Origin of the sequence: Paenibacillus nuruki (assembly GCF_001721045.1) — a bacterium.
GTDB classification, from domain to species: Bacteria; Bacillota; Bacilli; order Paenibacillales; family Paenibacillaceae; genus Saccharibacillus; species Saccharibacillus nuruki.
Genome location: NZ_MDER01000086.1, coordinates 153,068 through 176,029, shown reverse-complemented (window position 1 = coordinate 176,029; position 22,962 = coordinate 153,068). Strand labels below are relative to the sequence as shown.

Sequence of the window (22,962 nt, the reverse complement as noted above, 5' to 3'; positions counted from 1 at the left end):
TTGACTTAGTCGTGCTGGTATAGATAAGCACTTATTATGAAAACGTAACTGAGATGGACGGGAGACAAAGATGGATCAACCGTTATATGGAATATGGATCGGAGACGTATTTTTTTGTTTTTCCGGTGAAATGTCTGAACCTAAGGTCGATGCTTGGATGAAAGTCATGCGTCGTCTAGAGATGCCAATCGGTCGTAAGCCGTTTGCACAATCTGGATTGCGTCTAGCTGAATTGAAGTTCGGTCCTTCAGGTGGAAGTGCCAAAGAAGTACCTACACGTCGCGCAGGAAGAAGCAAACGCCTGCCAGGTAGAATGGTGGAAGGACTCGCTTTATCCCCTGAGCAAGCTTATGATTTGCTACTAAATTGGGATGGAGCATTGTTAGCACGTCAAGGAATTACACCGGGTGGAGAGATGCGCTACTGGCATAGAGCTGTTCAATTTGCACAAAAGCTATTGCGAGAAGGTAAGATTTTGCCGGATAGCACAGTGATTGCAGGAACAGGTCGCCGCAGTGCACAAGCCACATTACATGGAACATGGAAACCTCTTTTACAAGGGGAAGACCGTGAGATGTTTGGCAAATTAGCAGATGCTATTCCGATGATCGGATTATCAGCGCTATCGCTTTTCCCTGCTTCAGAACCGGATCGTCCGGCACAAGCACGTGCAGATGTACTGCATTCGTTCTTGGTCGCTGTGATGGATGCCGAGATTCGGCGTATGTTCCGTGATGCGGGTTATGGCAAGTTTAGAGCTTATATGGCAGCCTACCGCCGCGGAACTTCACCACAAGCTCATTTGTGGTGGAACTCGATGTTTGATGCGACAGGTGATCTAGCAGTACAAGGAACAGCCGATGATATGGCCGAACTGGCGGCACAGATTCGTGAACATAATGGAGCCGCTGTACCTGTGCCTGAAATGGACAGTGTTGAAGAACGCAAGGGGGAATTACGCCTTGTGGTGCGATTGGAACCACCAGTTTCAGCAGATGCTACCCCTGCGGAACAAGCGATGTACTCGAACACTCAAGAATGGCGAATGTCTTTCTGGGCAGATGATGAATCCGATGCAGCTATATTGATACCTGTAGGTGTGTTATGGAAGCATGATGATACAGAGTTAGTCGTACGTGGTCGTACGTATGAAAATGTACAACAGCATATTTTAATTCAACTCGGACAAGCGGCAGAACGTTCACCGATTGTAGCTTCTTTTCTAGAAGTAGCAAGCCCTGAAGGTGGATATATGGAAGCTGCGGATGTCTATACTTTTCTCAAAGAAGATGTGCCTAGATTGCGCAAATCTGGCGTGGCTGTACAGATTCCTTCACGCTGGACAAGAGAAGGTAAGCGCCGTAGCGGAGTCAAATTAAAACTTAAAACCCCACAAGATAGCAGTCGTGGACCTGAAGAAACATCCCGTCTGGGTATGAATCAGATGGTTGCCTTTGAACCGGAAGCTGTTCTAGATGGCAAAACATTAACTGTGGCTGAATTAGCGGAAATCGCTAAAAACGGCGTGCCTTTGATTCCTTTTGATGGTGGCTGGATCGAAGTCGATCTGACCGAAATTCGTCAGGTATTGCGCTTTATTCGCCGTCATGAAGAAGGCGAAATTTCGTTCAATGAATTGATGCATATCTATGCGGATGAAGATGAAAATTCATGGAATGGTCTGCATATTTTTGAAATTGAGACTGGATCGTTGTTGAATGGTCTGATGGAAGGCAATGCATGGCGTGATATTCCTGTGCGTCAAGTACCTGAAGGTCTGCATGGAACACTACGTCCTTATCAAGAGCGAGGATTCCAATGGCTTGCGGCTATGCGTGATCTAGGATTCGGTGCTTGTCTTGCTGATGATATGGGTCTAGGTAAAACAATACAGGTAATCACTTGTATGTTAGACCAACCTTCCGCAGGCCCACGTCTTATCGTGTGCCCGACCTCTTTACTCGGGAACTGGCAACGTGAATTGGAACGTTTTGCACCTGAAATGAATCTCTATATTCATCACGGCAGTCGTCGTCCACGTGGAGAAGAATTTCTACAAGAAGCTCGCTCCCATGATATTGTGCTGACCACGTATCATTTAGCTGGACGAGACGGAGAAGATTTACGTGAAGTGCACTGGGCTTCGATTGTCTTGGATGAAGCTCAATATATTAAAAATTACCGTACCAAACAAGCGCAAAGTGTAATGAAACTCAATGCTCCTCACCGGATTGCAATGACAGGGACACCTGTAGAAAATCGCTTGAGTGAGTTATGGTCTATTTTCCAATTCTTGAATCCAGGATATCTGGGCACTTCTTCATCGTTCCGTCAGATGTATAATGCGTCTGGTGTTGAGATGGAGAGTCGTTTACAGACGTTACGCAAATTAGTAGCTCCATTCATGTTGCGTCGTCTGAAAAGTGATCCTGATATTCGCCGTGATCTACCGGATAAGATCGAACTCAAATCGTATTGTTATATGACGGTCGAACAAGCCGGTCTATATCAAAGCGTAGTGTCTGAAATGTTAGGACGGATGGGCAGTAGTGGAGGCATTACACGTAAAGGGATTGTGCTCTCTTCATTGACCAAATTGAAGCAGATTTGTGATCATCCTCATCTGGTAGCCAGTAACGGTAAGCCAGATACATCCAAACAAGAACGTTCTGGTAAAATGGCGCGCTTGATTGAACTGCTGGATATGATTCGTGACAGCGGGGAATCTGCGTTAGTCTTTACCCAGTATGTCGAAATGGGTGAACTGCTTACTGCTCGTTTGAGTAAGCATTATGGACAAGAACCGTTCTTTTTACATGGTGGAGTCAGCAAAGTATTGCGTGACGAAATGATCGATGCTTTTCAAAATGATCAAGGACCTCCATTATTCGTACTTTCTCTCAAAGCAGGTGGCGTAGGGCTGAATCTAACCCGAGCGAATCATGTGATTCACTATGATCGTTGGTGGAATCCTGCGGTAGAGAACCAGGCGACAGACCGTGTATTCCGAATCGGACAGCGCCGTAATGTACAGGTGCATAAGTTAATCTGTCAGGGTACACTAGAAGAGCGTATTGATGAATTGATTGAAAGTAAAAAAACACTGGCAGAGCAAGTAATCGGTACAGGCGAGCAATGGCTAACTGAAATGTCAGATGAAGAATTGAAGCAATTGGTATCTCTTCAATCTGCGGAATGGGGAGCTGACGAATGAGTGATATAGAATGGACAGTAAGCAACTGGCAAGTCCATACAGGGCAGATTCAGGCTCAGGTCTATCCTTCTACAGCCAAAGCCACTGAAGATTCAAATGTAACTTTGCATATTGAACTTCCATCGGAAGACGAAAAGCAAAAAATGTTGGGATCACTCAGTGCTTCGGCATGGAGTATGTATCTATTGTTAAATATGGAATCTCCTTCAGCGACAACCAAAGACGTCGACCTGATGCCCAAACATGTGCTTCAAGATGTACATGAATGGTCTTCGACTGGAGAAGATTTACTACTTTATACACCTTATCTCAAAGAACAATCCACCTCTGCCCATCTACCTGTGCAACAAGTGGAAAGTCAGTGGGAATTGCAAAGTCCGCAAGTGCAAGCTGTGATCCAAAAGTCGATCGAACGTCTGTCAGCGAATCCTTTGCTGGCATGGCAATTAGCAGGCTGGAGTCCACAGATGTTATCCAAAGATATTTTCCATATCTGGGGCAAACATGTCTCCGAACAAGCTCAAAGTGAATTCGCTCTAGAAGATGGTACGATGGCTGGACAGCCTTTTTCAGATGAACCGAATCTAGGCAGTTTACTTGCTGAAGCGGCAACAGCCGGAACACTGCATCAACCCGGAGAAGGACTAGCAGAGATTGAAGCGTATTTGAACCAATCGAGTAAAAAGTGGAATAAGCAATTAGAAGGCGCAACCGCCAAAAAGATAATTCCATTTGTCGAAAATAAAGAATTACAAATACCTGATATTCAAGCATTATTACCAGGGGTACAAGGCGCCGGAATAGGTTATCAAGAAGTACGCAAACAGGTGGCAGAACGTATGATGCGGAGTCATTTTGCAAAATAAAGGAGATTTATAATGAATACCAAAAAGCCATTACGTGTGCAATGGAACATGATTATTCCAGCAAGTGTATTGTTATCAGGAGTCTTATTAGCAGGTTGTGGAGCAAGTGCAGAACAGGCAACGACAGCTCCGACCAACAATACAGCTGCTACAACAGCAGGAAACGATTCGTCGACTGCGCAGACAACAGGTTCGACCAGTGGAACTGCTTCTACGGCGAGCAATACAGCCAGCACTGTAGATCCATTGATTCAACAGCGTGAAGATAGTTCTCTTCAATCGACGATCAAAAAGATGAATGGCAAAATGGTAATCACTAATCCTGAATCAATGACAGTCATCGTTAACAAAAAACGTTCGCTGCCTGACGGATATATTCCGCCTGATTTGGTTGTACCGAAAGTCGCTTTTTCATATGACGGCGTATTAGAAAAAAGCCATATGCGTAAAGAAGCCGCAGGAGCATTAGAAAAACTATTTGCAGCTTCCAAAAAAGCAGGTCTGGATCTACGAGCGGTATCTGGGTACCGTTCATACAAACGTCAGGTTACGATTTACAATAATAATGTAGCGACCAAAGGACAAGCATACACTGACCGTGTGAGTGCTAAGCCGGGAACCAGTGAGCATCAGACAGGACTAGCCATAGATGTATCGGGTCCGGGTATCGGGTATGGCTTGGAGCAGTCTTTCGGAGGAACAGCAGAAGGCAAATGGTTAGCCAAACATGCGGCTGAGTACGGATTCGTGATTCGTTACAAAAAAGGTGCAGATGCACTAACCGGTTATACATGGGAACCGTGGCATATTCGTTATATCGGCAAAGATTTAGCACAAGATGTTACCGCTAAAAATCTTACGCTTGAAGAATATTTTGATGAAGATCAGATTCAAAAATAAAGGAGGGAAGCTATGAACCATCGGCGGAAAATGACGGTATTTGCTACTATTTTACTGTTGGAAGCGACCGGATGTGCGTTTAACCCAAGCGCATCGATTCAGAAGTCGACTCCATCTGTTGAAGCGTCAGTTGCGCCATTGGTTCAAGAAGGCAAGATCAGTCTGTATGCGAGTGAAGAGAAGAACGGTGTCTATCACAACATAGCGATTGATGAAGGTCAGGGCGAGCAAGCGCAACAGTATGACTGGGAGACAGTAAACAACCCGGGTTATGAACCGATGATTCATGAACAAGATTTGAATGGGGACGGGCAAGCAGAGATGATTGTGATCACGACTAAAGGCTATGGAACAGGTGTATACATATCCGAAGCCCATGTGATTGAGACCAAAGAGCAGACTGAAATCACTGTTGAGGATGCACTAGCGTATACCAAAGCGCATGTTTCCTTTTCAGTGGTGCATCAATCAGGAACAGCTTCGGTCAAAGCTACTGTCACCGATCAGCCTGCGGTCGAGTTGTCTTTGAAAGCTACCGATAAAAATGAATTGCCTCAGTTCGGCAATATTATTGATTATCGTCTGGATGAAGATCATACATTAACCGCAGAAGTGGCAGCTCAATTAGCAGATGGTGAAGCGGTCGGAACAGCCATTTTGCATTATCAGTGGGATGCTGGAGCAATGAAAGTCAGTCGAATTACATTCGAAGCGGTCGCCTCATAAACGAACCAAAAAGCATGCGATTCTCATCCTATGATGGAGATCGCATGCTTTTTGGTGTGTATTTATAGCTTAATTTGATGATTCTTTGCGTACATATGGAGGTGGAGGAGTGACCGAATCATCTAGTGAAAGGACTTCTTTACGCAGATTTAGCATTTTAAGATCCAATTCATCTGCGGCTTTGGCAGCTTCTGTCAGTTCATTTACAATATGTGCAGGGACTTGTTTGTCGTATTTATAGAAAATAATATGTTCAAGACTTGCCCAGAAGTCCATTGCCAGTGTACGTAACTGAATCTCGACTTTGATCCAACGTTTGCCTTCCATTAAGACCAGTGGAACAGCTACAATGACATGAAGACTTTGATATCCATTGGATTTGGGATTAGCAATATAATCTTTAATTTCGATAATCTTGATATCTTCACGTTGTTGAAGATGGTTGAACATACGATAAATATCTTGCACAAAAGCACACACGATACGCATACCTGCAATATCATGAATATGTTCAAAAATATTTTCGACCGTTGTATCCAGTCCTTTACGAACAAGCTTTTCGATCATACTTTTGGGATCTTTAAGACGAGTCTTAATATGTTCGATCGGGCTAAAGCCATCGGTTAATTCCCATTCGGCTTGAATTAATTTGATTTTATTCTGCAATTCTTCTAATGCTAGCTCATACAAAATCGGTAGCTTTTTCCACTCTTCAAATTGTTTAAGTGTATCGGCATGTTCACTGATTTCTTTAAGCTTAGCTAAATCTAGATTGTTTAGATCTAGCGAAATAATCTTGTCTAATTCACTCATACGATTCACCTCTATTTCTATTGTACATGGGTTGAAAAGGGAAACAAAATATAAGGCTATAGAGCTAGCGTTACATTTGCATAAAGACTACGAATAGTTAGGATTTAAATGCTTCGATCAAAAAGCGTGACGGCGCAACTGTTTTACCATGATGCATTGCAGGCGAAGACACATACAGCTCTTGTTTGGCACGTGTAACGGCAACATAAGCAATGCGGCGTTCTTCTTCTAGTGCGGCTTTCATCAGTATCCCTTCTTTATCAGGGCCTTTCATGTTTTGCGCAGCCCGCACATCTTCAGGTGCAAAATCTTGCAAAGCCGCTTCATGCGGTAAAATACCTTCCGAAGCACCCAGCAGATACACACAAGGGAACTCTAATCCTTTGGCACGATGAATTGTCATCAGATGAACACCTTGCGGTGATTCTTGCTTGAGTAGTTCAGTCATTTTTTCACGTTTCATAGATAATTCATCGGCGAACTTAACCATTTCTTCTACTGTAGCAAATTTGCCAGCAGCACTTTCAAGTTCATCCAGTGTCTCACGAATTGTATCTTTGTGACGGGTCGCTGGCCCACTAAAGTCTGCACTGGCGAATTTATCATAAAATACACGCCGAATTTCTTGAATGGCATACAGTGGCTTCATTTCTTTGATTTTTTTGAGAAACACAATCCGATCTTTCACTTGTTGACGCTGAAAAGATTTGAGTCGATCCCAATGATACAGATGAATTAAAGGATATTTTTTGGATTGTTGCTGTTCTTTCATCATAATATGATCCATCCCTGCATCTCTAGAGATATAGAGTGGGCCTATCACGCCGGGAAGAGCATCCATCCGTCTAGGCTTAACGGCTAAGCGTAAATGATCCATAATCGGACGAATCAGTGCATGATCATAGAAAACAGGAGCTTCACCGTATTGAATAAATGGAATATCTTCCATCAACAATCGTTCTGCAATTGCTCGTGTACCGCTTATCGTCCGATGAAGTAAAGCAATATCACCTAGCGGAATCCCTTGCTTTTGTTGTTCTAACAATCGTTGAACCACTTGATCGGCTTCAGCATCGGCATGTGCAGGACGCAGATAACGTGGAGCTTGTCCTGCGGCTACGCCAGCTTTCAATACTTTGTGATGCCGAGCTGTATTATGAGTCACAATATGTGTACCCAGACCTAGAATCTGCGGATGACTCCGATAATTAATATCAAGTGCAATAATTTTGGTTCCCGGATATTCTTGCGGAAAATTCAAAATGTATTCTTGCTTCGCTCCATTAAATGAATAGATCGTCTGATCATCATCACCAACCACCATAAGATTGCGATGAGCATCTGCAATTTTACGAACCATTCCGTATTGCAGTCGGTTACTATCTTGAAATTCATCGACCATCACATATTGAAAACGTTCCTGTAATATCGCTAACGTATGTGGATCGTTTAACAATATATCGGTACGTAACAAGATATCATCAAAGTCGATGCGGCGATATTCTTGCTTCCATTCTTCATAACGACAAAGTAAAGCGCAACGATCTCGCTCTTCAGGCGTATCTTTAGGTAGATCCTCTGCGGATCCGCCATCTAGCTTCATCGCCGATAAGGTAGCTAGTAACGTCTCGGGTGGAGTGGTGCTTGTCGAACCAATTTCTCGTCGTAAACGTTGCAATACCGCATGTTGGGCACGTGCATCACCGAAGATTTCTTCTTTCAGATTGCCATATCGTCTAAGCATCAATAGCCCAAATGAATGAAACGTACGTGCTTCAACAGCACGTGCTTTGGCGGCGGAGATGCCGGGCAAAGCGGCAATTCTGGATTTCATTTCAGCAGCGGCTTTAGTGGTAAATGTCACTAATAAAATCTGACGCGGATCTATGTTACGTACAGAGAGTAGATATCCTGCACGTGCAGTCAATACAGTCGTCTTGCCACAACCTGCTCCAGCCAATGCCAAAAGTGGACCTGTGCCATGACGAACAGCTTCAATTTGCGGTGCATTTAGTAAAATACCCTGACTTTCCAGAGCACGGAAAAACGAAGCATCGTCCTCTTCATCCGAAATAAGGGTTATACTGGTATCACGAGGTGCGCTTTCGGCAGCCGGAACAGTTGTATGCGGTTGAATACCTTGAGGTCTCGGGTAATCTTGCCATAGGGTGTCTTTCAACAGATAAATCTTCCTTTCCGGCTTATCTTTTTCAAGTACAGCAGAAATTTGGTATGATAGAAGCAACCCGTATCCAGGTACTGCTATACATATCCTTCTATTATAATGGATAGATAGCAGTTGAAGTAGTACCCCGAGTATATTCATATGAAAAATTCAATGAAAACGGTAACGATCATTCATCCATGAGAACATGATGAAATGATGTGAATTAGAGGAGGAGAACAGTCATGAATTTGTTGCAACGGCTCAAAAGCGGCGCAGGTAAAGCGACCGAGCGTGCACAGAATGCAGTAGAGATTAACCGCTTAAACGGTCATGTGACAGATATTGAACGCGAGATTGAGGTTCATTATTTGCGGATGGGACAAGTATTTTACGAAGGGTACCGTGCCGGAGATATGTCTCTTGCTGAAGAAGAGATGACTGATTTGTGCAAAGCATGTGATCTTCTTATGGAAGAAATCGATGAAGTGCATACGAAGATTGCTGTTTTGAAAAACGAACGGGTATGCGAATGCGGAACCGTTGTATCGTTAGAAGCTAATTTCTGTCCAAATTGTGGACGCAAAATGGAAAAGTTACCTGTTGCGTCTAAACGTGAGCAAGGATTTGGCGATGATCCAGATGATGAACGTAATTCACCTATCGTCTATCCTACTCAGTATGAACAAGAATTGGACGAAGAAGACGAAGAGTTACAAGACATGACTGTGGACGAAGAAGAATCACGTCGTGCCGATCGTCTACGTGAAGAACATGAACGTCAAGAAGAATTGGATCGTCTGGTTCGTTCATGGAAAGAAAATCTAGGTGTCGATGAGAACCCGGATGAAGAAGATTACCCTGCTCAACCTGAACCGAAAGTGAAATTGGAAAAAGAAGAGTTGCAACAAGAGCCTGTGCAGAAGCCTGTTATTCCTGCGGCGGCAACAGCTACATCTACGCCAGTGATCGAAGAAGAGATGGAACCTGAACTAGGAACAGATATGTTCAGTTGTCAGGTATGCGGAAGTTCTTTGCAAAAAGGTTCCAAATGGTGCCCGAACTGTGGCGCAGAACAGCTATAATTTCAACATTATTCTGTTCGGTAAGCACGATGATCGTATCTGCAATACATCAATAGACATCTTCTGAACACCAATCGGGAAGGATGAAGCACCTGATGGAACAATTGCTTAACCATTTACGCCATCTAGGGTTTACTGAACTGGAAGCCAAAGTGATGGTAAGTCTGACTCAGCAAGGGACACAATCCGGTTATGAAGTGGCTAAGCGACTGGGTGTATCAAGATCGAATGTATATGCTACACTGCAACGTCTGGTATCACGAGGAGTGATCCAACTGACACCAGGCGAACCTGCTCGTTATACGATGATGCCGATCAAAGAATTTACTCAGATGATCTCAGGTCAGATGGGCGAATCATTAACTTATTTAGAACAACATATGCCTAGTGAAACTCATGAACAACCTTCTTTCTTTATTGTAGAAGGAGAACGTAAAGTGATTGAGACATTGAATCGTGAACTGGATAAAGCGAGCGAAGAGATTGTAGCAGGAATATGGCGGGAAGAAGCCAAATGGTCAAGGCAAGGATTAGAGCGAGCAGAACAACGGGGTGTACGAGTACTTTGGTCTTTTGAAGGTGACGAAGATGGGAAATTCTCAGGCATGTTGCCTTTAACTGCGAGTCAACAAGGGGGACGCAAGTTCTGGCTGGTGGTCGATCGGCGTTGGTGTATTGTAGGTATGAGAGGCGATGAATTGCCTGCTCAAGCAATCGTTACAGAACATCCATTGATGGTAGAATTGTTACTTCAGCATTTTGCCCAGGAAATTATTCTATTTGAACTTGAAAATGACCTGGGTGCTGAGCTGATTCAGCGCTATGGAGAAGGATATGAACACATTTTAAATAAATATATGCCTAGCTTTGTACACAAAGATATCGATTAAAGAGTGAGCAGCTTCTGGAAAACATCGATATAATAATGCCCTTCATGAGGAACAAATTGTTCACGATGTACAGTGAGCTTGTGAATCGTTGCTGTGGTATCTGTCGTATAGACCCCAGAAGCCATCACTTCATTGCATTTTCCTTGATAAAGTTCGATCATGGCTTGTAAAGGCGCTTCAAAAATACCGGAGACTTCATCTTGTTGCAATTGATACTTAGGAAGTTCATACGGACTGAATGCACCGAATACACTGCTGACTTCACGATCTATAAATGCTCCATGACGAGTACTTCCAAATGTCTCATCACGTATATCCAATACATGAGTTAATTGTTCATATCGAAGTGGAAGTCCTAATTCTTCTTGAATTTCGCGTGCAGCATCTATAAACGTCTCACCCGCAGATAAATGACCAGCAGCCGTAATATCATACATATCAGGAAAAGTATCTTTATCAGTATGACGCTTTTGAAAAACCAATTGTCTTCCTTCAACAGTATCCCGGATTAACCAGCAATGAAAAGTATGATGCCAGTGTCCTAGTCGATGAACCTCAGAGCGTTCACATGTACCTAAATGTTGATCTTGTTCATCATAGATATCGAGCATTTCAGTTGTTACCATTTGGTGACACTTCCCTTCAAAGTTAAATAGTTCATATTCAAACAGCACATATTTGTTCTATTATTGAATTATAAGTTGTTTTGGCTACGTAAAAAAAACGACTTTCTACTATTATAATAGTAGAGTTCTTACAGAGAAGAAATACTAATATACGGAGAGGATGAGAAACAATGGAATGTATTGTAAAATTTGATGTTATTCATGACCATGAAGTGAAGGCGTTAAGAGGTCTTGTTTTTGTCGAAGATGGCAAAGCACCTACAACAGAACAGTTGGAAGAAATGTTCAAAGATATGAAATATGAAGTGACCGCAGACAGAGGAGATTCTTTACGCTTTATGCCTACCCAGTCGCCTGCTCCTTTTCAGCATATTCGTATAAAAGAACTGGATACTGGTGATAAAAAGTTTACAGAAGATCGGGATTTAAAAGGAATACTGTCCAACTTGTTGCCTACCTCTAATCGCCCTATCTAATATGTATAATGATACAGAGGGAGCAGAAAAATGATTACAAGGTTGCAATCTATTCTGATTATATAAAAAACCTCTTTCCGTATTGATGGAAAGAGGTTTTTTGTGCATATTTACGCATGTGCCTTATGTAGCTCGGATGTACACTGCGGGCAACGACTGGCTTTGATTGAAATTTCAGTCATGCAGTATGGACATTCGCGTGTAGTTTTCTCAGGTGCAGGCTTTTCGTGTTCTTTACGTTTCATCATATTGATTCCTTTGATTAATAGGAACACACATAGAGCAACGATCAGAAAGTCGATAACCGTATTAATGAATTGTCCGTATGCGATAACAGCCGCTCCTGCTTGCTGAGCCTCTGCAAGAGAAGCATATGTTGCTGTAGAACCACTGAACGTTTTGTCTAAGTCCCAGAATAAATCTGAAAAGTTAGTTCCTCCGAGCAATTTCCCAACAGGAGGCATGATGATATCATTAACGACAGAAGTGACAATCTTACCAAAAGCCGCTCCGATAATAACCCCAACTGCAAGATCGATCACGTTACCGCGTACCGCAAACTCTTTAAATTCTTTTAACAATCCCATAGTTCTTTATTCCTCTCTTTTAGCATTTATGAATAATTCACGTTACTTTGGGGTAATGCTCCATTATGCCTTTTGAACAATTCAATCGTAACATAAGTAATACAGTGGAAGAAATGGAATAATGACAACTATTTAGACTTTATACTCCTAATTATAATCATGTAAAGAAGATAATAGGCTATAAACCTAAAATTTGAATTGTCCAATTAGTTACCTATTATTCGATTGGGAACTAGATAATAAGACTCAATTTAGATACTTTGCTCAAATAAAGTGAGTCTTAGGTATAGTCATCCGACATTTAGTGTTGCTTTCTGCTCAGTTCAAAAGGGATAGAAAGTCGAAATTTAAATAAATAAAGTTTTATTTTTATACTAGATTTCGACATGATTTTCAGATAACCTATTTTATAATTATGCGAAACGAATAAAAAGAGACAGGATTAACAGGAGGGAAATAACTGTGAGAAACCAGAACGTCCTTAATGATCAGTGGATTCAAAAGCGGAATGGTGTTAAAGCTTTCTTTCATAAACTTTCCGTAGATCCATCGCTCAAACAGGAAAAAGAAAGCAATAAAGATTTTGATGTCAATGAATGGCTTACGAAAGCAACTTCTCCATTACCTAAAGAAATATCCCATCAGTATGGCATTTATGAAGGTAAAACATATCGTCCTTTGCATACAAATACGCAAAATGGAGTCAATGTTGCTGTGTTAGTAGACTTACTTTTCAAACAATCAGGTCTAACAGCCAGTGCAGATGATCTTGTAAAACATATAAATAATGGCGGTACTTTGGAAGGATTTATCACAAAACAAGAGAAGTAAATTGCCTAAAAAAGTAAAATGTAAGAAAATTTGCAATTGAAAGAGGTTTACAAAATTTTCAGAACGCATTATAATGAGCGCAGGAGTTATTCAAAACGAATAACTTTTGGATTGGAAATCATATTACACAAATGTAATAATTTAGAAGATTAGCTATTATGCGATGAAATTATAAAATCATTTTAAGAGAGGTGGGCGCGTGATGAAAATCAGTTTTAAAGGTATTGATATGGAGGGTACGCCTCAAGAAGTATTTATGCTGATTCGATTGATTGACGGTCCGCTTCAAGAAAAGACTCATATAGAATCAAGGACATCAGTTAACGAAGAAGTGTTGGAGACAAGTCAAAGTGAATGGACAGCTATTTCAACTCAATGGGCAGCTAAACAACCACTTCATACACAAACCTTTTTTCAAACTCCGTCAAACCCCTATCAGGTGTATCCGGATCATGTGGCTGATGAAGAAGTTACAACATTTGCTAACCTCGGCACCTAAGATGTTTCCTACTATTGCAGTACACACAATTAGATTTATGGACAGAGTTGTGATACTCTAGCGATTCCAACCCAGTCACAATAGACGGCTATCTCTCGTAATCTAGGAATTATGTGAACGCCGTTATTTCTTATTCAAACTATGTTACAAATTTGTAATAAATAAATGACAGACTGTAACTGATTGTGATACAACTTGGGTGGAGTCATGTTAGGCATTGGTCATCAGGGGATATTTTCAAAATAGGAGGAGTGTTGAAGTCATTCAATATACACATAAAGAACGGTCGCCTAGGTTCGTAGCCTGAAGATCCGTTCAACTTATACGTAATTGGAGGTAGGATTGTGGAGATTAAACAATATTTTAATATTATTAAAAAGCGATTATGGTTGGTACTTTTGATTATTGTGGTGATTACGGTCGGAACTGGCGTGTACGCTTATATGACAAATAGCCCGCAATACAGTGCTACAGCCAAATTGGTTGTAAACAGTAGTCCAACAGCAGGTGAGGATAGTACAACTGCTAATATCGGAGCGATCAACTCTAATATTCAGTTAATCAAAACGTACAAAGAAATTATTAAAACGCCTGCCATTATGAACAAAGTGGTAAAAGAGTATCCAGATTTGAATGCTAACGCTTCTCAGTTGATCAATCAGGTGAGTGTGAATGCAGTCAATGAAACACAAGTTATGTCTGTATCGGTAGTGGATACATCTTATGAAGGTGCTGCTAAAAAAGTAAATGCGATTGCAGCCGTGTTCCAACGTGAGATTCCAACACTAATGAATTTTGATAACATTATTATTTTGGACAAAGCAGATCCTAGTGTTCCTACAGCACCGATTACAACAAGCCCAATGTTATTTGTTCTTATTGCATTAGTATTGTCTGTGGTTGTGGGTATCGCTATTGCTTTCTTGTTGGAGTATATGGACGATTCCATCAAAAGCGAGGAAGATATCCGCGATGTTCTCGGAATGCCTGTGCTTGGAGTGATTGCCAAAATGAAAGAAGAAGATATGACGGCAAAAGAAAGAGTACCAGCTAAGCCGTTTACAGGAGGTGGAGAACGTGCCAACCACACTTAAATGGCCGTTAATTACCAAAGAGAATCCAAAGTCATTGATCGCAGAATCTTATAAAGGTCTGCGTACAAATATCGATTTTTCCCGATTGGATGCCAAAGTGAAAAGCATTATCGTCACTTCTGCTACATTGGGCGAAGGTAAAAGTACAACTGTTGCTAATCTAGCTATAGCATATGCTGAGACAGGGCGTAGCGTACTCATTATTGATGGAGACTTACGTAATCCAGCCATGCATCGTATTTTTAACATTTCTAACAATATCGGGTTATCCAATGTGTTATTTGATAAAGACGATCTATCCAAAGCAATTCAATCGACACGAACATTGAATCTGAGTGTAATGACTTCCGGTGCTGTACCTCCGAATCCTTCTGAAATCTTGGGTTCAAAACGGATGGAAGCATTAATGGAAGAAGTGAAGTCCGAATACGATCTTGTAATTCTCGATACACCGCCGTTGTTACCATTTACCGATGCACAGGTAGCGACGCCGCTATGTGAGGGTGTTGTCATGGTTATCAAAGCAGGTGGAGCCAGTCGTAAAGATATTGTCAAAGCGACAGCAAGTCTTGAATTTGTAGGTGCTCATGTATTAGGAGCGGTACTCAATCAAGCGAGTCGCAAAACATTATCAACGGCTTATCATGAAGAGCAATAATTGACTTACAACTATATAGGTCAAGCTTGGGGTAATGTCTCCTGCACCCATATCACTGGAGATACTCGGTCATGCTGTGGGCTATGTAAGTAGCCTTAGACGTTTATCGTCAAGGGTATGATGGTGAGGACGGGTTAAATGCCCGCATTCTTATAATGTAAGAGAGCCTGAATATGAAGATGCTGAAGATGTGCGTTATAGTAAAAAACCATTGGAGAGAATATAACTCCTGTCTTCAGACTTCCTACCGCAACAATAGGCTCTAAGCAGCGACCTCACCTTCTATGAAAAGGTTGAGATCGAAATGCTTACATACCTGCAACTTGGCCAGCATGATGCACAAAAACAAAAAAAACAGGATAGGGCGTGATTTTATGAAGAAGGTTCGTAAAGCTATCATTCCCGCGGCGGGGCTAGGCACACGCTTTTTGCCAGCAACCAAAGCTATGCCGAAAGAAATGCTACCGATCGTAGACAAACCAACGATCCAATATATCGTTGAGGAAGCTATCGCTTCGGGTATTGAAGACATTATTATCGTAACTGGTAAAGGTAAACGTGCGATTGAAGATCATTTTGACAATGCTTTTGAATTAGAAGCGACTCTGTTGGAAAAAGGCAAATTGGATTTGCTGGATGAAGTTCAGAAGTCTTCTAAAGTCGATATACATTATATTCGGCAGAAAGAGCCAAAAGGATTAGGGCATGCAGTATGGTGTGCACGTAATTTTATTGGAGACGAACCATTTGCCGTGTTATTGGGTGATGATATCGTACAATCCGATACGCCTTGTACACGTCAATTGATTGAACAATACGAGCTTACTGAGAAATCAGTTATCGGTGTACAAACCGTTGCTGAAGATCAGACACATCGATATGGAATTATTGATCCGTCGGAACAATTTGGTCGACTTCATCAAGTTCGCCAATTTGTAGAAAAACCGCCAGCAGGTCAAGCACCATCCAATCTAGCGATCATGGGACGTTATGTGCTTACACCGGAAATCTTTGAATTTCTAGGAGAGCAAGAAGTAGGCGCAGGTGGAGAGATTCAACTGACAGATGCGATTCAACGCTTAAATGAATTGCAACAAGTATTCGCTTATGATTTCCAGGGTACACGCTATGATGTAGGTGAAAAATTAGGTTTTATTCAAACAACGATCGAATTTGCGTTACGAAACGAAGACCTGAAAGCACCTTTATTGCGTTCTCTTAAAGAAACATTGGAAAGAGAGTTACTGCAAGAAGAGTTGCTCGTGGTAAGAGGTGATAGCTAATGACTCCAAGACAAGGGAGTGAAGCGGAAGCCTGGGCGAACTATAGCGAATTTTATGCAAGACATGTTGGTAAAACGTCAGCTAGATTACGTTTTTATGTACTGATGAAACGCATGTTGGATATCTTTTGCTCATTGCTCGGTCTGATTGTATTGTCACCGCTCTTCATTGTACTTGGCATTTTGATTAAAGTTGAGGACTCCAAAGGAAAAGTATTTTTCTATCAGACACGGATCGGTAAAGATGAACAGCCATTTAGGATGTACAAGTTCAGATCAATGGTATCGGATGCCGAAGAGCGTCTGAAAGAACTATTAGAGAAGAATGAAATCCAGGGTGCGATGTTCAAAATGAAAGACGATCCACGTATTACTCGTATCGGACGCTTTATTCGTAAAACGAGTATCGATGAACTTCCACAATTGTGGAATGTACTTCGCGGTGATATGAGTCTGGTTGGACCACGTCCTCCATTGCCAAGAGAAGTCGAAGAATATACTAAACGTGACAAATTGCGTCTAAGTGTTATACCGGGATGTACCGGATTATGGCAGGTAAGCGGACGTAATGAATTAAGCTTTGAAGAAATGGTTGATCTAGACCTGAAATATATTGAGAAAAGAGGAATCCTGTTCGACATTTATATTCTTTTCAAAACAGTTAGAGTCCTTTTCGGTTCTAAAGACGCGTTTTGAGAACAACATCATAAGATAAGGACGAGGTGACACATTAATGAATAAAGATGCCAAAATCTATGTGGCTGGACATAAAGGGTTGGTTGGATCTGCAATCCTACGTGCGCTACAAAAACAAGGATATAATAACTTAATCTATCGCAGTAGTTCTGAATTGGACTTGCGTAAACTAGACGATGTGTATCGCTTTTTTGAACAAGAAAAGATTGATTATGTCTTCCTAGCCGCAGCAAAAGTAGGCGGTATTGCGGCTAACAACGATTTCCCTGCTGATTTCATTCGCGACAATTTATTGATTCAGACAAATGTTATCGATGCAGCTCACTTTAACGGAGTACAGAAATTGTTGTTCTTAGGATCAACTTGTATCTATCCGAAGTTCGCACCACAGCCGCTTAAAGAAGAATATCTTCTAACAGGCGAGTTGGAACCAACAAACGAACCTTATGCGATTGCCAAAATCGCAGGTATCAAAATGTGTGAATCTTACAACCGTCAATACGGTTCACGATTTATCTCAGCAATGCCTACGAATATGTATGGTCCGAATGATAACTTCGATCTTAAATCGTCTCATGTGTTGCCAGCATTGGTACGCAAAATTCATGAAGCCAAAGAAAATAACAGCCCAACGGTTGAAATTTGGGGCACAGGAACACCAAAACGTGAATTCCTACATGCGGATGATCTTGCAGATGCGTGCTTGTTCTTAATGGACAACTACGAAGATAACCAAATCGTGAATGTGGGTGTTGGTGAAGATATCGCGATCAAAGACCTGGCGTTGATGATCAAAAACATTGTTGGGTACGAAGGCGACTTAGTATTTAACTCAAGCGTGCCAGATGGTACACCACGTAAATTGGTGGATACAACTAAAATTAACGCATTGGGCTGGAAAGCAAGTATTCCTTTAGAAGAAGGTATCCGCGCTGTCTATGCTGATTTCCGTAATACGGTTGCTGTAAATCAATAAATTAAACTCATACATTTCAAATATATTTTAAAAAAATAAAAACATACTGTGGAGGGAATTAATTATGAAAAGAGCACTAATTACTGGAGTTACTGGACAAGATGGATCTTACCTGGCGGAATTGCTTTTAGAAAAAGGATATCAAGTATTTGGACTTCGCCGCAGAACAAGTACACCGAACTATGAAAATGTAGCGCATATCCAAGATAAAATCGAATGGATTTCAGGCGATTTGACGGATTTGGCTTCATTGATCGAAGCGGTACGTATTTCTAATCCGGATGAAGTATACAACTTGGCAGCCCAATCATTCGTAGCGGCTTCTTGGCCACAACCGATTGCGACAGGTCAACTGACTGCACTTGCTGTAACGAACATGTTAGAAGCAGTACGTATTGCTAAGCCAGATGCTCGTTTCTACCAAGCATCCAGTAGTGAAATGTTCGGTAAAGTACAAGCTATCCCGCAAATCGAGACAACACCTTTCTATCCGCGTAGCCCTTACGGCGTCGCTAAATTATATGGACACTGGATCACAGTTAACTATCGTGAAAGCTTCAACATGTTCGCTTGCTCTGGTATCTTGTTCAATCATGAATCACCACGTCGTGGTCTTGAATTCGTAACTCGTAAAGTTACTGACGGTGTAGCACAGATCAAATTGGGTCTAGCCAAAGAGCTTCGTCTAGGTAACTTGGATTCTCAACGTGACTGGGGCTTTGCAGGAGACTATGTTAAAGCAATGTGGTTGATGCTTCAACAAGATACACCGGACGATTTCGTTATCTCTACAGGTGAAATGCACACGGTTGAAGAGCTAGTACAAGTTGCTTTTGATCATGTGGGTCTGAACTGGAGAGACTATGTAGTCATTGATGAGAAATTTGTTCGTCCAGCAGAAGTAGACTTGTTGCTTGGTGATTGCACGAAAGCGAAGCAAGAATTGGGCTGGGAATTGGAAGTTGGTTTCAAACAATTGGTAGCAAACATGGTGGACGCAGATCTTAAACGTCATGCTGGAAGACCAGTAGAAGTACCTGTATATTAATCGATTCCTTTCATAAAGCGAGTAGGAAAAGATCAGTTAAGGGGTAACTTACTGCCACGGACTTTTGCAAAATGATGAAGTGAGATGATAACCACATGGCTAACCCGATCGCCAAAATGCGAAAGAAATTTTCGATGACGCCAGAGAAACGCAAAATCTTTTTCAATACCAACTGGCAGATCATGGACAAGTTCGGACGACTTGCGATCAACATGATCATCAGTATCTGGATAGCGCGTTATCTGGGTCCCGAGCAATTTGGACAATATAATTTCGCGATTGCTTTTGTCACTATTATTGGTGCTGTTGTTCCATTAGGACTTGCTAATATTATTGTCAAAGAACTGGTGCAAGACCCTGATAATAAAACGGAAATTCTCGGAACAGTCTCATTATTACGTCTGTTTAGTGGATTGATTGCTTTTGCAATTACCGTTGTTGCTTCTTTTACACTGCCTGGACAAGATCCAGTCGTACAGTGGAGCATGGTCATTATTGCAGCTAACCTTCTGTTTCAACCGCTGGATGTGATTTCCCAGTGGTTCGATTCAGTCGTGGAAGCCAAATATGCTGTCTATGCCAAAGGTGCTGCTTTTGCATTAACCACCATTATGAAAATAGTGCTTGTCGTCATGCACGCACCATTAATCTGGTTCGCAGTTTCATATGCACTAGAGTTAATTCTTGGATTTCTTTTCCTACTATTCACACAGGGAAACAAAATTCAATTCACCAAATGGTCATTTAATTGGCCGCTTGGTAAACGGTTGATGAATAGCTCATGGCCTTTGATCGTAGCCGGAATCTCCACGATCATCTATCTCAAAATTGATCAGGTTATGCTGAACTACATGATCAATGAGACAGCCGTTGGAGTATACGCTGTAGCTGCTAGACTATCTGAAGTATGGTACGTCATACCAACCGTAGTCGCTGCATCGTACTTTCCGAGTATGATCAAAAACAAGCAACTAGGCCCTGATATTTACAAAGCCGAACTGCAAAAGTTGTACAACATGTTGTTCTGGTTCGCACTGGCTATCTGTATTGTCGTCACGTTTATGGCTAAACCGGTGATCTCGATCTTATACGGTCAAGAATACACAGGCGCCATCAGTATTCTGGTGATTCACGTATGGGCATGTCTTTTCGTCTTTATGAGAGCTGCCTTAAATAAATGGATCATTAGCGAAGGATTGTATCGCTTTGAACTGATCAGTCAGGTCATGGGTGCTGTTGCCAAAGTCGGAATTAACTTAATTCTGATTCCCATGTTCGGTGGAGTCGGCGCAGCGATGGGAACAGTGGTGGCATTTATCGTATCGAGTTACGCATTTACTTTCTTATTCAAAGAAACCCGCGTATCCGGAATCATGATGTCCAAAACACTAATCTCTCCCTTCACCGCCATCTTCAACAAACTTAGACCCGGCAAACGTGAAGTCAGAACCAATAACTAATCTACATTAAAAGGGTTTGCTTCACAATGCAGACCGATATTATATCTTGCTTACAAATCATTTTTGAAAGATCAGCGTAGTGATTAAAGAGCGCCATAGCGAAGGAAATTGAATCGTTCGTTAGAAGCGAAGCGTTCGCCTTTAAGATTCTGATATCAACTGCGATAAGCAGTATTTCAAAATATCCGATCTTAACAGCGATCGTTAGAACGATTCAATTGCCGTAGCGGTGTCACTCGAAGTCACTACAAGCTGATCGTTTCAAAGCATTTTAATCACAGACATAAGGAGGTAAGAGCTGATGAAAAAAGTACTATATGTCCATCATTCAGGATTCATGGGCGGAGCACCGAAAAGTCTGACTTATCTCATTAGTCATCTGGATAAGACCAAATTTGACGGACATGTGCTAACGATTCGCAATGGCCCGGCAGTAAAACTGTTGGAATCCGGTGGATTACCTGTAGAAGTGGCTAAAGGCATGTTTCCTTTCCACGGATCAACAGTTTCTGGCATGAGACCGAAGTTGTTTATCCGTAATCTGATCGGAGCATTACCAACTTATTTTCAAGCTAAAAAATATATTCGTAAATACAAACCAGATATCGTTCATTTGAACAGCACATGTTTGTTCCAAGTGGCAAAAGCCGTTAAAAAAGTATCTCCAGATACTAAAGTGGTCTGTCACGTACGTGAACCGCTGTTGAACTCATTTGCCGGAAATATCTTGAAGCGTATGAATCACAAATATGTAGACGGTTATATCTCTATCGATCAGTTCGATTCCGAGACGGTGGATAGTAATGGTAAAGAATTAGAAGTCGTATACAACTTCGTGGACTTTGGAACCTACAATCCAGATGTAAACGGGACTCCTGTTCGTCGGGAACTCGGTATAGACGATGACGATATCGTCTTTTTGTACATTGGTCGTGTAGTAACAGGCAATGGAGTATTGGATCTGGTGAAGTCATTTAACAAAATCAGCAAAGATCATCCGAACTTCAAGTTGATCGTTGGTGGATTTTACTTTAATAAAAATAATGCGTATGAAGACAAAGTTATGGCAGAAGCTAAAGGAAATGATCAGATCATTACACTGGCTTTCCGTGATGATGTACCGCAATTGATTGCCGCAAGTAATGTGATGATGTGCCCGTTTGTAGAACCTCACTTTTCACGCAGTATTATCGAAGCAGCCTCGATGAAGAAACCAGCGATTGCTACCAATATTGGTGGACCGAATGAACTGATTCTTCATAACAAAACAGGCTTCCTGTTCGAGGATCGTAATCACAAAGCGATGGAAGATTATATGGTTAAGATCGGTACAGACAAAGCATTGTACGAGAAGCTTTCTCAAAATGCACTGGCTTTTGCAGAAGAGAACTTCGATGCGCGTAAGAACACCAAGCGGACATTTGATTTCTATAACCGATTCTTTGTTAGGGAAACGGTATGATCACAAGCTTTATACGCTTCAAACGCAAAATAGCTAAAAAGTGTTCTACCGTCTTCACCCGGAGAATGCTGAAAGAACAGCAGATTCAATTTGGTAACAACTTGATCGCTGTAGGAATGCCGATTGTGGATCGAGAAAAGGGAAGCTCGATTCGAATCGGACATAACGCTATTTTGTGTTCATCGGATTATAGCAATCCGATAGGTCTTAATCATCGTACAGTGATTCGTACCCTTGCAGAAGGAGCAGTGATTGAGATCGGCGATGATGTAGGCATCAGCGGAGCGAGCATTTGTGCCGTATCGCGTGTAAGTATCGGTCATCAAGTGATGCTGGGCGTAAACGTACAGATCAGTGATACTGATTTTCATCCGATTAAGCCAGAGAATCGCCGCTTCAACAAAAATCCGCTAGATGTGGGTAAAGCCGATACGATCATTGAAGATAATGTATGGGTGGGTGCGAATGCGATTGTACTCAAAGGAGTAACGATTGGTCGCAATAGTGTAATCGGAGCAGGCAGTATTGTCGCTAGCTCGATTCCCCCTAATTGTATTGCTGCTGGAGTACCGGCTAAAGTCATTAAGCACTTGGAAGGAGTAGAATAAT

22 protein-coding genes are annotated in these 22,962 nt (G+C 41.8%); 18 read left to right on the top strand and 4 right to left on the bottom strand.

All coding sequences use genetic code 11. From position 1 onward, the window contains the following. Positions 1 to 70 precede the first annotated feature (70 nt). From PTI45_RS20900 to PTI45_RS20885, 4 genes are read left to right on the top strand one after another with little or no spacing between them, the layout of a single operon-like run. Positions 71 to 3,214 carry a DEAD/DEAH box helicase gene (locus tag PTI45_RS20900; protein ID WP_069329520.1) on the top strand — a complete coding sequence of 1,048 codons (3,144 nt, stop codon included), beginning with the start codon at positions 71 to 73 and terminating at the stop codon, positions 3,212 to 3,214. Then, positions 3,211 to 4,080, top strand: coding sequence for a hypothetical protein (locus tag PTI45_RS20895; protein ID WP_069329519.1), 870 nt, complete (start codon positions 3,211 to 3,213; stop codon positions 4,078 to 4,080). The genes PTI45_RS20900 and PTI45_RS20895 overlap by 4 nt, the downstream gene beginning before the upstream one ends. 12 nt (positions 4,081 to 4,092) lie before the next feature. Then, entirely contained in the window at positions 4,093 to 4,980 is an 888-nt protein-coding gene (locus tag PTI45_RS20890; protein WP_069329518.1) for a M15 family metallopeptidase, read from the top strand. 12 nt (positions 4,981 to 4,992) lie between these two features. Next, positions 4,993 to 5,706, top strand: coding sequence for a hypothetical protein (locus PTI45_RS20885; protein WP_069329517.1), 714 nt, complete (start codon positions 4,993 to 4,995; stop codon positions 5,704 to 5,706). Positions 5,707 to 5,775: 69 nt separating this feature from the next. On the opposite strand, the gene PTI45_RS20880 is transcribed toward PTI45_RS20885, so the two are convergent. Together PTI45_RS20880 and PTI45_RS20875 are read right to left on the bottom strand one after the other, a co-directional pair. Next, complete coding sequence (locus PTI45_RS20880) at positions 5,776 to 6,519, bottom strand: GTP pyrophosphokinase (RefSeq protein WP_069329516.1); 744 nt, start codon at positions 6,517 to 6,519, stop codon at positions 5,776 to 5,778. Positions 6,520 to 6,616: 97 nt separating this feature from the next. Beyond that, the gene (locus PTI45_RS20875) at positions 6,617 to 8,698 is read right to left on the bottom strand and encodes an ATP-dependent helicase (protein ID WP_069329515.1); all 2,082 of its coding nucleotides are present in this window, start codon (positions 8,696 to 8,698) and stop codon (positions 6,617 to 6,619) included. A 230-nt stretch (positions 8,699 to 8,928) separates the two neighbouring features. On the opposite strand from PTI45_RS20875, the gene PTI45_RS20870 reads away from it, so the two are divergent. Both PTI45_RS20870 and PTI45_RS20865 read left to right on the top strand, forming a co-directional pair. Beyond that, positions 8,929 to 9,768 (top strand): zinc ribbon domain-containing protein, encoded by an 840-nt coding sequence (locus PTI45_RS20870; protein ID WP_069329514.1) that lies wholly within the window; start codon positions 8,929 to 8,931, stop codon positions 9,766 to 9,768. Between the two features lie 95 nt (positions 9,769 to 9,863). Further along, on the top strand, positions 9,864 to 10,658 hold the full coding sequence (locus PTI45_RS20865; RefSeq protein WP_069329513.1) for a TrmB family transcriptional regulator: 795 nt from the start codon (positions 9,864 to 9,866) through the stop codon (positions 10,656 to 10,658). On the opposite strand, the gene PTI45_RS20860 is transcribed toward PTI45_RS20865, so the two are convergent. Continuing rightward, positions 10,655 to 11,284 (bottom strand): NUDIX hydrolase, encoded by a 630-nt coding sequence (locus PTI45_RS20860; RefSeq protein WP_069329512.1) that lies wholly within the window; start codon positions 11,282 to 11,284, stop codon positions 10,655 to 10,657. The two genes, PTI45_RS20865 and PTI45_RS20860, sit on opposite strands and share 4 nt — an antisense overlap. A gap of 170 nt (positions 11,285 to 11,454) precedes the next feature. Between PTI45_RS20860 and PTI45_RS20855 the strand changes: the two genes are divergently transcribed. Next, positions 11,455 to 11,760, top strand: coding sequence for a hypothetical protein (locus tag PTI45_RS20855; protein ID WP_069329511.1), 306 nt, complete (start codon positions 11,455 to 11,457; stop codon positions 11,758 to 11,760). A 110-nt stretch (positions 11,761 to 11,870) separates the two neighbouring features. Here PTI45_RS20855 and mscL read toward each other — a convergent pair whose 3' ends face one another. Then, complete coding sequence (gene mscL / locus PTI45_RS20850; RefSeq protein ID WP_069329510.1) at positions 11,871 to 12,347, bottom strand: large conductance mechanosensitive channel protein MscL; 477 nt, start codon at positions 12,345 to 12,347, stop codon at positions 11,871 to 11,873. 462 nt (positions 12,348 to 12,809) lie between these two features. Between mscL and PTI45_RS20845 the strand changes: the two genes are divergently transcribed. The 11 genes from PTI45_RS20845 to PTI45_RS20795 all read left to right on the top strand — a co-directional run bounded on the left by PTI45_RS20845 (position 12,810) and on the right by PTI45_RS20795 (position 22,961). After that, the gene (locus PTI45_RS20845; RefSeq protein WP_069329509.1) at positions 12,810 to 13,178 is read left to right on the top strand and encodes a hypothetical protein; all 369 of its coding nucleotides are present in this window, start codon (positions 12,810 to 12,812) and stop codon (positions 13,176 to 13,178) included. Between the two features lie 202 nt (positions 13,179 to 13,380). After that, entirely contained in the window at positions 13,381 to 13,677 is a 297-nt protein-coding gene (locus tag PTI45_RS20840) for a hypothetical protein (protein ID WP_069329508.1), read from the top strand. A 344-nt stretch (positions 13,678 to 14,021) separates the two neighbouring features. Next, a complete protein-coding gene (locus PTI45_RS20835) occupies positions 14,022 to 14,771 on the top strand; it encodes a YveK family protein (RefSeq protein ID WP_069329507.1) in 750 nt (249 codons plus the stop codon). Then, the gene (locus tag PTI45_RS20830; protein WP_069329506.1) at positions 14,755 to 15,429 is read left to right on the top strand and encodes a CpsD/CapB family tyrosine-protein kinase; all 675 of its coding nucleotides are present in this window, start codon (positions 14,755 to 14,757) and stop codon (positions 15,427 to 15,429) included. Before PTI45_RS20835 ends, PTI45_RS20830 begins: the two co-directional genes overlap by 17 nt. A 374-nt stretch (positions 15,430 to 15,803) precedes the next feature. Then, complete coding sequence (galU, locus tag PTI45_RS20825; protein ID WP_069329505.1) at positions 15,804 to 16,712, top strand: UTP--glucose-1-phosphate uridylyltransferase GalU; 909 nt, start codon at positions 15,804 to 15,806, stop codon at positions 16,710 to 16,712. Continuing rightward, positions 16,712 to 17,407: a sugar transferase gene (locus PTI45_RS20820; RefSeq protein ID WP_069329504.1), complete on the top strand. Its 696-nt coding sequence runs from the start codon at positions 16,712 to 16,714 to the stop codon at positions 17,405 to 17,407. Before galU ends, PTI45_RS20820 begins: the two co-directional genes overlap by 1 nt. Positions 17,408 to 17,444: 37 nt before the next feature. After that, positions 17,445 to 18,383 carry a GDP-L-fucose synthase family protein gene (locus PTI45_RS20815; protein ID WP_069329503.1) on the top strand — a complete coding sequence of 313 codons (939 nt, stop codon included), beginning with the start codon at positions 17,445 to 17,447 and terminating at the stop codon, positions 18,381 to 18,383. A gap of 64 nt (positions 18,384 to 18,447) precedes the next feature. Beyond that, positions 18,448 to 19,431, top strand: coding sequence for a GDP-mannose 4,6-dehydratase (gene gmd, locus PTI45_RS20810; RefSeq protein ID WP_069329502.1), 984 nt, complete (start codon positions 18,448 to 18,450; stop codon positions 19,429 to 19,431). Positions 19,432 to 19,526: 95 nt separating this feature from the next. Next, positions 19,527 to 20,891 (top strand): flippase, encoded by a 1,365-nt coding sequence (locus PTI45_RS20805; protein WP_069329501.1) that lies wholly within the window; start codon positions 19,527 to 19,529, stop codon positions 20,889 to 20,891. 301 nt (positions 20,892 to 21,192) lie between these two features. Next, positions 21,193 to 22,353 (top strand): glycosyltransferase family 4 protein, encoded by a 1,161-nt coding sequence (locus tag PTI45_RS20800; RefSeq protein ID WP_069329500.1) that lies wholly within the window; start codon positions 21,193 to 21,195, stop codon positions 22,351 to 22,353. A gap of 65 nt (positions 22,354 to 22,418) precedes the next feature. Beyond that, complete coding sequence (locus tag PTI45_RS20795; protein ID WP_175425238.1) at positions 22,419 to 22,961, top strand: DapH/DapD/GlmU-related protein; 543 nt, start codon at positions 22,419 to 22,421, stop codon at positions 22,959 to 22,961. The last annotated feature ends 1 nt before the right edge of the window (position 22,962 follow it).